Consider the following 13,335-nt stretch of genomic DNA (forward strand, 5'->3'; position numbering starts at 1 on the left):
CACAATGAAAACTGGACATCTTGTCAGCTTTCCCTACAATTTCGCGTCAGAAAATTGATTTTTAGTGAATAATGGGGTCATACATATGCAAAATGCTTTGCCAACTGAACAATACGAACTGCAACTGGCAGAAAAAGTAACTCGTCTGAAGCAGTTGATGATCCCTTTCAATGCGCCGGAACCTGATGTTTATCGCTCGCCTGAATCGCATTATCGGATGCGCGCAGAATTCCGTTTATGGCATGAAAATGATGATATTTTTCATATTATGTTTGATCAACAAACCAAGCAACGGATTCGGATTGATCACTTTCCTGTTGCCAGCCAGTTGATTAATAACATGATGTGTTCTCTTTTATCCTTAATAAAAGGTAATCAGGTTTTACGCTTTAAGTTATTTCAAGTGGATTATTTATCTACACTGAGCAACAAGATGATTGTTTCTCTGCTTTATCATAAGAAACTGAATGATGAGTGGACAGCTGAAGCCAAGCAACTTAAAGCAGCATTAGAAGCCCAAGGGTTTGATGTGCAGATTATTGGCCGTGCATCGAAAACCAAAATCATGTTAGATCATGATTATATTGATGAAGAATTATTAATCAACGGTAAAAAAATGATTTATCGTCAGGTTGAAAATAGCTTCACTCAGCCTAATGCCCAGGTAAATATTCAAATGTTGGAGTGGGCAATTGCGGCAACTCAACATTCTAAAGGGGATTTACTGGAGCTTTATTGCGGAAATGGAAATTTTTCTTTGGCATTAGCGCAAAATTTTCAGCGCGTATTAGCCACTGAAATCGCTAAACCGTCGGTAGCTGCGGCACAATATAATATTGAAGCCAATAATATTGATAATGTGCAAATTATTCGAATGTCGGCGGAAGACTTTACTCAGGCGATGCAAGGAACTCGACAGTTCCATCGTTTAGAGGGCATTGATCTCTTAAGTTATCAATGTGAAACTATTTTTGTCGATCCTCCACGCAGTGGGCTAGATGATGACACGGTAAAATTAGTTCAGGGCTATAATAAAATTCTATATATCTCGTGTAATCCAGAAACGTTAAGTCAAAATTTATTAGTGCTTAGCCAGACTCACGATATTAAGAAACTGGCACTGTTTGATCAATTCCCTTATACCCACCATATGGAATGTGGCGTATTGCTGGAGCGTAAGGCAATTACGGGCTAATCTTTCGAGCTAACTGGATAAATAAAGGCCCTCAACGGGCCCTTTATTATTTCATCCTTGTTCTGACAACAAGCTGACTACTAGCCTACTATCATCTTACGACGAAATTATTCTTGTTCTGCTTCCGCTAGTAATTCTTGCTGTTCACGCTTACGCGCTATCCATGCACGGCATAACCACAATGCAATAATTACTGAAAACGTAGCAGGCACAAAGTTAGAGCCCATCTCACTGAACTCGGCACGCAAAATAGTGGCATACAGGAACAGGCCTAATAAAAAAACGCCAACCACAATTTTCGGTAATCCATCCGGCATTGGAGCATGCAAATAACGTTGATGTAGACAATAAATAGAAAGTATCAACGTTAAAATAGGGAAAATGGAGAAAGAAACAAAGGAATTAAAAAATACAGAGAAAGTACCGTGAGTCGATAGTCCTATCACGAAGGCAAGCAATAAAGTACTTTTTTCTTGCCGATTGTGTTCCATCATGAGGTCTCCTTAATTAGTCAGTCCGGGGTAAGAATGATGTTTGTCTTGTTCACGCCTATACCAGTAATATGCACCTTTAGCTATCATACGTAACTGTAATACAAGACGTTCTTCGAGTCGTTGCCTTTTTTCTATATCAATATCCAGAGCTTCAGCACCGGCACTAAAAACTATGGTTACCATCGCTTCAGCCTGCATTTCAGTAAAATAACGCGGCATCCGTTTCTCTAATTCGAGGTAATCTGCTAATTCAGCAATAAAATGCTGAATCTCTCGCGCTACCGCGGCACGAAACTCAGCAGAAGTTCCTGAACGTTCACGCAATAATAACCTAAAGGCATTTGGGTTATTACCAATAAACTCCATAAAAGTTGAGACTGATGTACGGATCACACTCCCGCCCTTGGCAATGCGCTGACGAGCCTGTCGCATTAATTGACGCAACATCAAACCACTTTCGTCGACCATTGTAAGCCCGAGTTCATCAACATCTTTAAAATGGCGATAAAATGAAGTTGGTGCAATTCCTGCTTCACGAGCAACTTCACGCAAGCTTAAGCTGGTAAAGCTCCTTTCGGCACTCAATTGACTAAAGGCAGCTTCAATCAATGAGCGACGGGTTTTTTCTTTTTGTTTTGCTCTTACGCCAGTAACGTTACTCACAGTGATCCTAATATTTATTCATTGGACAGCAATTAATATATCAAATTTTTCAATCCTCGTGTTATTTGCTTCGGACGACAAAAAAATAAAACCCATAAAAATATAGGCAATATCGCTAAATATGACTAATAAGTTTCCTTTCCATTATTTTCGCCTATGTCGCAAAAATGCCGCTACCTATTAGGCTAATTAATTCGCCAATGTTAATATACGGTTGTCATTTTGTTTTCCAGCAGGTCATATCTCATGCAACATATCCATTTTGATGCCATCGTAATTGGCTCAGGTCCTGGCGGAGAAGGTGCCGCCATGGGGCTCGTTAAGCAAGGAAAGAATGTCGCTGTTATTGAGCGTTATGATAGCGTCGGTGGAGGATGTACCCATTGGGGGACCATTCCCTCTAAGTCACTCCGTCATGCTGTAAGTCGTATTATTGAATTTAATCAAAATCCACTTTATAGCGATAACTCACGAATTCTTCGTTCTTCCTTTGCAGAAATTCTTCTTCACGCTGAAAGCGTTATTAATCAACAAACCCGTATGCGCCAAGGTTTTTATGAACGTAATGGCTGTTCGATGTTTTCTGGAGAAGCGTCCTTTATTGACGAACATCGACTCAGTGTGCGTTATGCCGATGGTAGTTGTGATATTTTAAGCGCCGAAAAAATTGTTATCGCGACAGGCTCGCGCCCTTATACTCCCCCCGATGTCGATTTTTCCCATTCGCGTATTTATAATAGTGACACTATTCTCAGTCTTTCTCATGAACCACGCCATGTCATTATTTACGGTGCCGGAGTGATTGGCTGTGAATATGCTTCTATATTCCGTGGCTTAAGCGTAAAAGTTGATCTAATTAATACTCGAGATCATTTACTGGCATTTCTTGATCAAGAAATGTCCGACGCGCTGTCTTATCATTTTTGGAACAGTGGTGTTGTTATTCGCCATAATGAAGAATATGAAAAAATAGAAGGCGTTGATGATGGTGTTATCGTCCATTTAAAATCAGGCAAAAAAGTCAAAGCTGATTGCTTATTATATGCCAATGGTCGAACCGGTAATACTGATACGCTGGGCCTAGCAAATGTTGGAATAGAAGCCGATAGCCGTGGCTTAATTAAAGTCGATAATCTATACCGTACTACAAATGAACACATCTATGCGGTAGGTGATGTTATTGGTTATCCAAGTTTAGCTTCAGCGGCATATGATCAGGGCCGAATCGCTGCTCGCGCCATGAATTCAGAAATTGATGGGCCTCATTTAGTTGATGATATTCCTACGGGTATTTATACCATTCCAGAAATTAGCTCAGTGGGGAAAACAGAACAACAACTCACTTCGATGAAAGTACCTTATGAAGTAGGGCGTGCACAATTTAAACATTTAGCTCGTGCTCAAATTGCAGGAATGAATATTGGCAGTTTAAAAATCTTATTTCACCGAGATACGCTTCAAATTTTGGGTATTCACTGTTTTGGCGAAAGAGCCGCTGAAATTATTCATATTGGGCAAGCCATTATGGAACAGAAAGGTGAAGGCAATACGATTGAATATTTTGTTAATACTACCTTCAATTACCCAACCATGGCAGAAGCTTATCGGGTAGCCGCTCTCAATGGTTTGAATCGATTGTTTTAAATATATCTTATCGATGACGGGAGTCATATAAATTGATCCGACGATCCCGTCATTGTTATTTTTCGATAAAATTACGCAGACATTTTTTTATCTTTATAATAATTCTGCATTAAACTGCGAATAGCTTCGGCTAATTGTTCATAACGACCACGTAATGGCGATCCGGGGCGATAAACTAAAATAACTGAACGCTGAGGCTCGGGGTCGGAACAATTAAGATAGCAAACACCATCACGACAAGTTTCATTTGGTACAGATAAATCGGGTAATAACGTAATACCACTGCCTGCCGCAACCATATTACGCAGAGTTTCAAGACTGGTTGCTCTAAAATGTGTATCTTCCTTTGCTCCCGCTTGAAAACAAAAGCCCAGCGCTTGATCACGTAAACAGTGACCGTCTTCTAACATCAATAATTTTTCACCCACCAATTCGGAAAACCCGATATCTTGACGATTAGACCATGGGTGATTTTCATAAACAGCCAATTTCATCGGCTCATTAAATAATGGAACGTCAATAAAGTTAACGGTCTCTTTGACTCGCGCCAAAATAGCACAATCCAATTTACCACTGTCTAACTGCGCTAACAGTTGTTGAGTTTGAGCCTCATGCAAATACATCTCTAATTTGGGATATAAACTATGTAATTCTGGAATTATATGCGGTAACAAATATGGACCAATGGTTGGGATCAGTCCAATATGTAATGGTCCTGACATACTTTCACCTTGCAATGAAGCCATTTCCTGTAGCACTTTGACTTCTCTCAACACAGTTCTCGCTTGCTCTACAAGCAGTAGTCCCTGCTGAGTAAATAATACTTTTCGGCTGGTACGCTCAAGGAGCATAACACCCAGTTCATCTTCTAATTTACGGATTTGTCCACTCAATGTAGGTTGGCTAACATGACAAAAATCAGCAGCGCGACGAAAATGTTTATGCTCAGCAAGCGCAACCAGATACTCTAAATCACGAATATTCATATATTCCTCAGAAGACGATAGGATTTACCAATCATTATAGATTAATATCACGCTATAAACTATCAACAAAATAAGTTTTACTTATCAAGGTCAGAAAATAATGTTTAAAAGTATTTAACTTTATTTATTTATATTTTTTTTTGGATCAATTTATGAATAAATGAGCTAAAGAAATTACTCGATAGGGATAAAGATAATTAGTTAATAATAAATGATATTAAAATTAAATTTCATTTATCAATAAAAAAACACTTTTAACCATTTATTTTTTAGATTGTTTAAAAAAATAATAACATTTTATATAACACAATAATTTTATTATTTAATACTACTCAATCATAAAGACAAATCAGCTAAATCCTAAAAAGATAGCTTAGAAATTTTATGTTACATATTTTCAATCGGAAAATTAAAATTATATGAAAAAAACTCCTATAATGAAAATAGATAAAAAGAGCTAATCATATAAATAATAATTAACTTAATTATTATTTTATAATAAGGAGGGAATATATTTTGTTATTAACAAAAATATTTATCCATATCTTGATTATAGTAACACTCATTTTTTCTACTCTAATAAATGCTATGGGAAATATAAAAACACTCACAGGAGAGATAGGTTTTATCGGAGCAATTATCTATGCTCCATGTTCTTTTAATAACGAAGATACCGTTAATTATTACCAATTCAGTTGCTTAGATAAACAAAATAACGTCAATAAATTAAATTTCAATCCATTAGAACTACAGAAAGAACACCTTCACCTAACTGATAATAAAGGAAATATTCGATTCAAATGGATTAATGAAGATCAACAGAGGGTGCTATTAACAGTAAACTATCAATAGAAAAACGTAGTAACTATTACAGTCGTTAAAAACATACTTCCTTCTAAAAGGCTTTTACATTATTTTATATTTAATAACATAAATACATTCTTTCAAGAAAATAATTAGCTTAGATACAACCACATAAAATAAAAATAAACACTAAAATAATAACTTTAGTGATTTAATTGTAAAAATTCATTTGAATCTGCAACTGAATCATAAACTAAAATATCTCATATACATAAAAAAAAGTAACCAAGGATTATTTTAATAACCTTGGTTACTTTTTATGTTACTTTTTATTTTTCATTATTCTTATGTCATTTTCAAACGCGATTTTGCATCCACAATAGCAATGGAAACTTGGCGTTGAGAAACACCGCCTTTGGCTAAACGTTTATCTAAGCAAGATTGTAATGATAAAATATTATAAACGTCGGATTGAATAACTGGACTGAATTTTTGTAACTCACTAAGAGATAATTCTTCCAATGCTTTCGTCTGTGTAATTGCGGTGACAACTGCTTCGCCAACAATATGGTGAGCTTCGCGGAATGGTATTCCTTTAGCGACCAAATAATCCGCTAATTCAGTGGCATTCGCATAACCTTGTTTAGCGGCTTCTTCACAACGTGGACGTTTAATTTGAATACCATCGAGCACCAATGCCGCCATATGCAAGCAATCTAACCAAGTATCTAAAGCATCAAATAAGCCTTCTTTGTCTTCTTGCATATCTTTATTATAGGCTAACGGTAATCCTTTTAGCGTCATCATCATGCCGGTTAATGCCCCCTGGACACGACCACATTTTCCACGGATCAACTCAAGTGCGTCTGGATTTTTCTTTTGTGGCATTAATGATGAGCCTGAAGTAACACGGTCTGATAATTCAACGAAACCGGCTTCTCCACTATTAAAGAAAATTAAATCTTCAGCAAAGCGCGATAAATGGATCATGCTAATGCTAGCATTAGAAAGCAATTCCAGTACATGATCGCGGTCAGAGACCGTATCTAAACTATTACGTGTGGCAGAAGAAAAACCTAACCAGCCGGCTAGTTGTTCACGATCGATATCGTATGCAGTTCCCGCTAAAGCCCCACAGCCTAATGGGCTGATATCTAAACGTTTTAAGGTATCTTTTAGTCGGCTTTCATCACGGGCTAACATTTCGCAATACGCTAAACACCAGTGCGCAAACGTAACCGGCTGCGCTCGCTGTAAATGCGTATAACCGGGCATAACCGCGTCTTGATTGGCTTCAGCGGTGATCACTAATGCCTGTTGTAGCAGTTCAATGGCATGTAATAATTCTAGTGTTTGGTCTTTGCACCATAATTTGAGATCGGTAGCTACCTGATCATTTCGGCTACGTCCGGTATGCAGTTTTTTCCCGAGATCGCCAACTTTTTCAATTAGTTTGCCTTCAACCCAACTGTGGATATCTTCCGCATCACTTTGCAAAATAGCCTTTGGGTTTGCTTGTACTTCTTTCAGTAATTCATTCAGCGCGAGTTCTAATTGTTGTTGTTCATTCTGGTTAAGCACTCCAACGGTCACCAACGCTTTTGACCACGCGACAGAGCCGATAATATCCTGCTCGGCTAAACGATAATCAAAACGTAATGAATCGTTAAACTGTTTAAACCGTTGATCGGCTTCCTGACTGAAACGCCCGCCCCAAAGTGCCATAACTGTTTCCTATTCGATTAATAATCCAACAATAATTAATTTCTGTAATTCTTTGGTTCGCTACCCAAAATATAGCGATAACGAACCAAAAAAATCGAGATAATAATAACTTATTTTTGTTCTGACTTATTTCTGTTCTTTTAATGCACGAATACGTGAAGACAGAGAATATAAACGAATAAAACCACCTGCATGGCTATGATCATAAACATCATCTTCACCAAAAGTCGCAAATTCTTCAGAATATAAGCTGCTGTCAGCTTTTTTCTGAATCGCCGTTACTTGGCCTTTGTACAATTTCAGCACAACTTCACCGCTAACATCTTCAGCCAATGATTCTGCGGCAGCTTGAATTGATTTACGCAGTGGAGCAAACCAACGACCGTCGTAAACCACATAAGACATTTCTAATCCCAGCTGTTCACGCCATTTAAAGCAGTCGCGATCCAGCACTAGCTGCTCTATACCACGCAGTGCAGCCATCATAATGGTGCCCCCTGGAGTTTCATAACAACCACGGGATTTCATGCCGACTAACCGGTTTTCAACAATATCGATACGCCCAACACCGTGCTTGGCGCCCAATTGATTTAAAGTTTCTAAACAATGTAATGGTGATAATTCTTGTCCATTCACGGAAACCACTTCGCCTTTTTTCACCCCAACAGTGACATATTCAGCTTCATTTGGTGCGTCTTCTGGTGCAACAGTCCAAACCCAGCAATCTTTATTTGCTGCATTCCATGTACTTTCTAAAACACCACCTTCTGTCGAAATATGCCATGCGTTTTCATCGCGGCTATAAATTTTTTCTAACGAGGCTGTGGTTGGTATATTACGTTCTTTTAGATAATCTAATAGTGCTTCTCTTGAACGTAGATCCCACTCACGCCATGGTGCAATTACTTTCAGTTGCGGTGCTAATGCTGCGAAGGCGCTCTCAAAACGCACTTGGTCATTACCTTTACCTGTCGCCCCATGGGACAAAGCATCTGCACCGACTTTCAATGCTAATTCGACTTGAGCTTTGGCGATAATAGGACGTGCCATAGAGGTGCCTAGCAAATAGCTGCCTTCATACAGCGCTCCCGTCTTCAGCACCGGATAAATGTAGTCTTTAATAAACTCTTCGCGTAAATCAACAATATGGCATTCAGATGCACCCGATTGCAGTGCTTTTTGCTCAACACCCACCAGCTCTTCAGGGTCTTGGCCGACGTTTGCCACAAATGCCACAACTTCACAGTTGTCATAGTTTTCTTTTAACCATGGAATGATTGCAGATGTATCTAGGCCGCCAGAATATGCTAGAACGATTTTTTTGATACCTTTTTTCATAATATGACCTTATCTTAACTCTTTAAAATATATGATTTAATTACACTTCGATATGAGTTGTATTCAGCTATTATTCCGCCAGAATACGGGTACCAATCGCCGTGCCGTTGAATAGTGCAGGTAATTGCTCCGCATGACGCCAGCTCGCAATATCTACTGGGCGCTGTAAGGTTTTTGCCGCGTCTAATGCCGCATTAACTTTCACAATCATGCCATCAGTTATAATGCCTTGTTTAATCAGTATTTCTGCTTTCTGAGCTGTCATTTCGGCAATCTTTTGTCCTTTGCCATCTAAAATCCCACTAACATCAGAAAGTAAGACCAAATCTGCACCTAATGCTTGTGCTATCGCGGTTGCCGCCTGATCTGCATTAACATTCATTAATTGACCTTCAGGCGTGATCCCGATAGAACTGATAATCGGTAAATAATCCGCAGCTAATAATAAATTAAGTAGTTTAGGATCACCGGGATGCGCATGACCAACATGCCCTAACTCATCATTCAATTGATTTACAACTGCACTTTGCCCATCACCTAAAGATAGACCTACTGCGTGCAATTGGTATTTAGTCGCCCATGCCAATAAGGTTTTATTCGCAGTTCCAGCCAGAGCCCCGGTAATAATGTCAATCTGATCTGCTGGCGTAACGCGTAACCCCTGCTTTTTAATCACTGGCAATTGCAGTTTTTGCATTAATTCATCGACTAGACAACCACCACCATGAACGATAACTAGCGGCCGTTGATGCGATTGACGATAGGTTTGTAAGGCCGTAAATAATCTTTCCAGCGCTTCTTCGCTGTCCAGTAAAACACCACCTAATTTGATAACTAATGGTTCCATGGCACTGATCCTTAATCTGACTAATAACGCTTCTGGCAAAGGGGTTAATTAAAGTAATGACTGTGTTTCATTAAAGCCAAAACGAATATTCATACACTGAACAGCCTGTGCGGCCGCACCTTTCAATAAGTTGTCTTCTGTGCCTACAATAATCAGATAATCACCATTCAAGACAAAACCAATATCGCAAAAAGGCAATCCAACCACAGATTTCAACGCGGGAACTCCCTGCTCGTATAACCGCACTAAGGGCTTGTTGTGATAAGCCGACTGATATGCGGCTTTAATCTGCTCAGCAGAAACCCCCGACTTAACTTTGCAAGTAATCGTTGCCAGAATACCCCGCGCAAAATTGCCTAAATGTGGCGTGAAGATAACATCAGTGCCAAGATGAGCCGCAATCTCCGGCTGATGGCGATGAGTAAAAATTCCGTACGGCTGTAAGCTAACTTCGCAAAAGCTATTAGTCATTGAAGCTTTACGTCCCGCACCAGAAACTCCGCTCGTCGCATTAATCACAGGCGGCATACTGTTATCTAATAATTTCTCAACCAATAAAGGCTTTAACGCCAATTGAGAAACCGTTGGATAGCAACCTGGTACCGCGATTAATTGAGCCTGTTTAATTTTGTCTGCCTGCCATTCGGCTAGTCCATAAACTGCATTCATTAACCAATGGTTGTTTTTATGTTCGAATCCGTAGTATTTTGGATAAAAATTAGCATCTTGAACACGATAAGCACCTGAGAGATCAAAAACTACACAGCCTGCGGCTAAAAATTGGGGGGCAATATCATGGCTCACCTCATGTGCTGTCGCCAAAAAGACGATATCGATACCTTTTGCAGACTCACTGACATCAGTCAATGGCTGTAAAGACATGTCGATAACGCCTTTATACTGCGGATAGAGATCTGACAGCGACTTACCTGCATCAGTACTTTGTGCTGAGACCATTAACCCCTGTAGTTTTATCTCAGGGTGACGTTGCAGATATGCAGCTAATTCTGCTCCGGTATAACCACTGGCACCAATAATCAGAGTGTTCAACATAAGCTTTCTTTACCTTGTACTCAGTACCCAAACCGTTTAATGTGTATTTTTATTCAAATAAAGTGCATGAATATTGATACTATTAAGGATAAAGGCTGTCAACAGTGAATATTAAATTACCTGCATTTATTGAGCTTTATCGTCAATTAATTGCCACTCCGTCAATTAGTGCTACTGACGCTAAACTCGATCAAAGTAATAAAGTCTTAGTCGAACTGCTGGGATCATGGCTCAAAGATCTCGGTTTTAACGTCAATATCCAACCAGTTCCCGACACTCGAGATAAATACAATCTATTAGCCTCAATAGGAGAAGGTTCAAGAGGTTTACTGCTATGTGGCCATACTGATACCGTTCCTTTTGATGATGGACGCTGGAGCAAAGATCCCTTTACCCTGACCGAACAGAATGGCAAGTTATATGGATTAGGTACGGCGGATATGAAAGGCTTTTTTGCCTTTATTATTGATGCACTCAGAGATATAGATATACAGAAATTACAAAGCCCACTGTATATTCTCGCAACCGCTGACGAAGAAACGTCCATGGCCGGAGCGCGCTATTTTGCGGCAAATACCACATTACGCCCGGACTTCGCGATTATTGGCGAACCTACATCGTTACAACCCATTCGCGCGCACAAAGGACATCTGTCTAATGCAATCCGAATTACTGGACAATCTGGACACTCCAGCGATCCCGCTCGGGGAGTCAATGCGATTGAATTAATGCATGAATCTATCAGTCACTTAATGACCCTACGTAATACACTGAAAGAACGTTATAACAATCCTGCGTTTGTTATTCCTTACCCGACCATGAATTTTGGTCACATTAATGGCGGCGATGCGGCAAATCGGATTTGTGGCTGTTGTGAACTACATATGGATATTCGACCGTTGCCGGGATTAACCTTGCAGGATATTGACGAGTTATTAAATGAAGCTCTTGAGCCCGTGAAACAGCGCTGGCCAGGTCGATTAGAAATTGAAGCTATGCATCCACCTATTCCAGGGTATGAGTGCCCAACAGACCATAAAAAAGTCGCAGTGATTGAAACACTGCTAGGGCAAAAAGCCGATAGCGTCAATTACTGTACTGAAGCGCCATTTATTCAACAATTATGCCCGACATTAGTTCTTGGTCCCGGTTCTATTGAGCAAGCTCATCAGCCCGATGAATTTATCGATATGAAATTTATCGAGCCAACTCGTCAATTAATGACCCAGCTAATCGAACATTTTTGCCTGACAGAATCCGCGTAAATGCTACATCTTGTGAGGTCAGCTCTGTATTGGCTGGCCTCATCCCTGTATTTCCCTATCCTCTGCACTTATTCTTTGCTCTTATCATCTATCTTGTGTGTATCTTAACGTCTATTGGCTAGATGAATTTTTTTCTTGTTGGTATTGAAAAAGTCTCAGCGCGTTATTTGCGTTAAGTATTGACTCAAAAATAATATCAGGTAATCTCTATCTAGACGTCTAAACGTATAGGCGTTTACACGGACAAACATAAATGAACAAACAGCCTCATGATAAGAGAAGCAAAAATATCAATACGAACTCTAAATAATTTGAATTGTAAGCAAAAAATAAATCACTAAGCCTACAACTTGAAATATGACGGGTGATGAAATGCCATAAAGATACAGAGGATACAGGGTATGAGTTTTTTTCACGCAAATCAGCGAGAAGCGCTGAACCAAAGTCTGGCAGAGCTTGATGGCCAAATTAATGTTTCCTTTGAATTTTTCCCACCTCGTACCGAAGAGATGGAACTCACTTTATGGAAATCCATTGATCGCCTCAAAACACTAAAACCAAAATTTGTTTCTGTCACTTACGGGGCTAATTCGGGTGAACGCGATAGAACACACAGTATCATTAAAGATATTAAAGATCGCACCGGTTTAATAGCGGCGCCGCATTTAACCTGTATTGATGCGTCACAAGATGAATTACGTGAAATAGCGCGAGATTACTGGAAAAATGGCATACGCCATATCGTCGCCTTGCGCGGCGATCTACCAGATAACAGTCAACGACCTAATCTGTATGCTGCAAATCTGGTGGAATTATTAAAATCTGAAGCAGATTTTGATATTTCTGTCGCCGCCTACCCCGAAGTACATCCTGAAGCTAAAAGTGCGCAGGCCGATCTAATTAATCTGAAAAAGAAAATTGATGCGGGAGCAAATCGCGCAATCACTCAGTTCTTTTTTGATGTCGAAAGCTATTTACGTTTCCGCGATCGCTGTGTTTCAACCGGTATCGATGTTGAAATTGTGCCCGGCATATTACCGGTCTCCAACTTCAAACAATTAGATAAGTTTTCTAAAATTACCAATGTGAGAATTCCAACCTGGATGCGTAAAATGTACGAAGGATTGGATAATGACCCAGAAAGCCGCAATTTAGTCGGTGCTTCTATTGCTATGGATATGGTTAAAATATTGAGCCGAGAAGGTGTAAAAGATTTCCACTTTTATACTTTGAATCGCTCCGAGCTTACTTATGCGATTTGCCATACGCTTGGTGTGCGGCCCGAATAACGCAAAATATATGTGGCGATAATATGTGGCGA

Annotated in this window: 12 protein-coding genes; 5 read left to right on the forward strand and 7 right to left on the reverse strand. The window is 39.6% G+C overall.

The genetic code is table 11. The features are described from left to right. The first annotated feature begins 85 nt into the window (after nt 1-85). A complete protein-coding gene (trmA, locus tag MNY66_RS15255) occupies nt 86-1,195 on the forward strand; it encodes a tRNA (uridine(54)-C5)-methyltransferase TrmA (protein ID WP_241501154.1) in 1,110 nt (369 codons plus the stop codon). Nucleotides 1,196-1,302: 107 nt separating this feature from the next. Here trmA and MNY66_RS15260 read toward each other — a convergent pair whose 3' ends face one another. After that, nucleotides 1,303-1,689 carry a YijD family membrane protein gene (locus MNY66_RS15260; protein WP_047254559.1) on the reverse strand — a complete coding sequence of 129 codons (387 nt, stop codon included), beginning with the start codon at nt 1,687-1,689 and terminating at the stop codon, nt 1,303-1,305. 9 nt (nt 1,690-1,698) lie between these two features. Then, a complete protein-coding gene (gene fabR / locus MNY66_RS15265; protein WP_047254558.1) occupies nt 1,699-2,352 on the reverse strand; it encodes an HTH-type transcriptional repressor FabR in 654 nt (217 codons plus the stop codon). A 246-nt stretch (nt 2,353-2,598) separates the two neighbouring features. Between fabR and sthA the strand changes: the two genes are divergently transcribed. After that, complete coding sequence (gene sthA, locus MNY66_RS15270) at nt 2,599-3,996, forward strand: Si-specific NAD(P)(+) transhydrogenase (RefSeq protein ID WP_047254557.1); 1,398 nt, start codon at nt 2,599-2,601, stop codon at nt 3,994-3,996. Nucleotides 3,997-4,067: 71 nt separating this feature from the next. Here the strand turns inward: sthA and oxyR are convergent, their stop codons facing one another. Then, nucleotides 4,068-4,982, reverse strand: a complete 915-nt coding sequence (gene oxyR / locus MNY66_RS15275; RefSeq protein ID WP_047254556.1) for a DNA-binding transcriptional regulator OxyR — start codon at nt 4,980-4,982, stop codon at nt 4,068-4,070. A 516-nt stretch (nt 4,983-5,498) separates the two neighbouring features. On the opposite strand from oxyR, the gene MNY66_RS15280 reads away from it, so the two are divergent. Beyond that, nucleotides 5,499-5,834 (forward strand): hypothetical protein, encoded by a 336-nt coding sequence (locus MNY66_RS15280; protein ID WP_241501155.1) that lies wholly within the window; start codon nt 5,499-5,501, stop codon nt 5,832-5,834. A 297-nt stretch (nt 5,835-6,131) separates the two neighbouring features. Here MNY66_RS15280 and argH read toward each other — a convergent pair whose 3' ends face one another. From argH to argC, 4 genes are all read right to left on the reverse strand, one after another. Next, nucleotides 6,132-7,511, reverse strand: coding sequence for an argininosuccinate lyase (gene argH / locus MNY66_RS15285; RefSeq protein WP_047255804.1), 1,380 nt, complete (start codon nt 7,509-7,511; stop codon nt 6,132-6,134). A 126-nt stretch (nt 7,512-7,637) separates the two neighbouring features. After that, nucleotides 7,638-8,849 (reverse strand): argininosuccinate synthase, encoded by a 1,212-nt coding sequence (locus MNY66_RS15290; RefSeq protein WP_241501156.1) that lies wholly within the window; start codon nt 8,847-8,849, stop codon nt 7,638-7,640. A gap of 70 nt (nt 8,850-8,919) precedes the next feature. Continuing rightward, nucleotides 8,920-9,696, reverse strand: coding sequence for an acetylglutamate kinase (gene argB / locus MNY66_RS15295; protein ID WP_047255806.1), 777 nt, complete (start codon nt 9,694-9,696; stop codon nt 8,920-8,922). A 48-nt stretch (nt 9,697-9,744) separates the two neighbouring features. Continuing rightward, complete coding sequence (argC, locus tag MNY66_RS15300; RefSeq protein WP_241501157.1) at nt 9,745-10,749, reverse strand: N-acetyl-gamma-glutamyl-phosphate reductase; 1,005 nt, start codon at nt 10,747-10,749, stop codon at nt 9,745-9,747. A 104-nt stretch (nt 10,750-10,853) separates the two neighbouring features. Between argC and argE the strand changes: the two genes are divergently transcribed. After that, nucleotides 10,854-12,014: an acetylornithine deacetylase gene (argE, locus tag MNY66_RS15305; RefSeq protein ID WP_241501158.1), complete on the forward strand. Its 1,161-nt coding sequence runs from the start codon at nt 10,854-10,856 to the stop codon at nt 12,012-12,014. Nucleotides 12,015-12,415: 401 nt separating this feature from the next. Further along, on the forward strand, nt 12,416-13,303 hold the full coding sequence (metF, locus tag MNY66_RS15310; RefSeq protein WP_053907197.1) for a methylenetetrahydrofolate reductase: 888 nt from the start codon (nt 12,416-12,418) through the stop codon (nt 13,301-13,303). Nucleotides 13,304-13,335 lie beyond the last annotated feature (32 nt).

It is taken from the genome of Moellerella wisconsensis, assembly GCF_022592395.1.
In the GTDB taxonomy this organism is placed as follows: Bacteria; Pseudomonadota; Gammaproteobacteria; order Enterobacterales; family Enterobacteriaceae; genus Moellerella; species Moellerella wisconsensis.

What these genes read in the sequence shown, in the direction of transcription:
- trmA (WP_241501154.1), top strand. Translation starts at nt 86, where the DNA reads ATGCAAAATGCTTTGCCAACTGAACAATACGAACTGCAACTGGCAGAA.
- oxyR (WP_047254556.1), bottom strand. Translation starts at nt 4,982, where the DNA reads ATGAATATTCGTGATTTAGAGTATCTGGTTGCGCTTGCTGAGCATAAA.
- sthA (WP_047254557.1), top strand. Translation starts at nt 2,599, where the DNA reads ATGCAACATATCCATTTTGATGCCATCGTAATTGGCTCAGGTCCTGGC.
- argB (WP_047255806.1), bottom strand. Translation starts at nt 9,696, where the DNA reads ATGGAACCATTAGTTATCAAATTAGGTGGTGTTTTACTGGACAGCGAA.
- MNY66_RS15260 (WP_047254559.1), bottom strand. Translation starts at nt 1,689, where the DNA reads ATGATGGAACACAATCGGCAAGAAAAAAGTACTTTATTGCTTGCCTTC.
- MNY66_RS15290 (WP_241501156.1), bottom strand. Translation starts at nt 8,849, where the DNA reads ATGAAAAAAGGTATCAAAAAAATCGTTCTAGCATATTCTGGCGGCCTA.
- argC (WP_241501157.1), bottom strand. Translation starts at nt 10,749, where the DNA reads ATGTTGAACACTCTGATTATTGGTGCCAGTGGTTATACCGGAGCAGAA.
- metF (WP_053907197.1), top strand. Translation starts at nt 12,416, where the DNA reads ATGAGTTTTTTTCACGCAAATCAGCGAGAAGCGCTGAACCAAAGTCTG.
- argH (WP_047255804.1), bottom strand. Translation starts at nt 7,511, where the DNA reads ATGGCACTTTGGGGCGGGCGTTTCAGTCAGGAAGCCGATCAACGGTTT.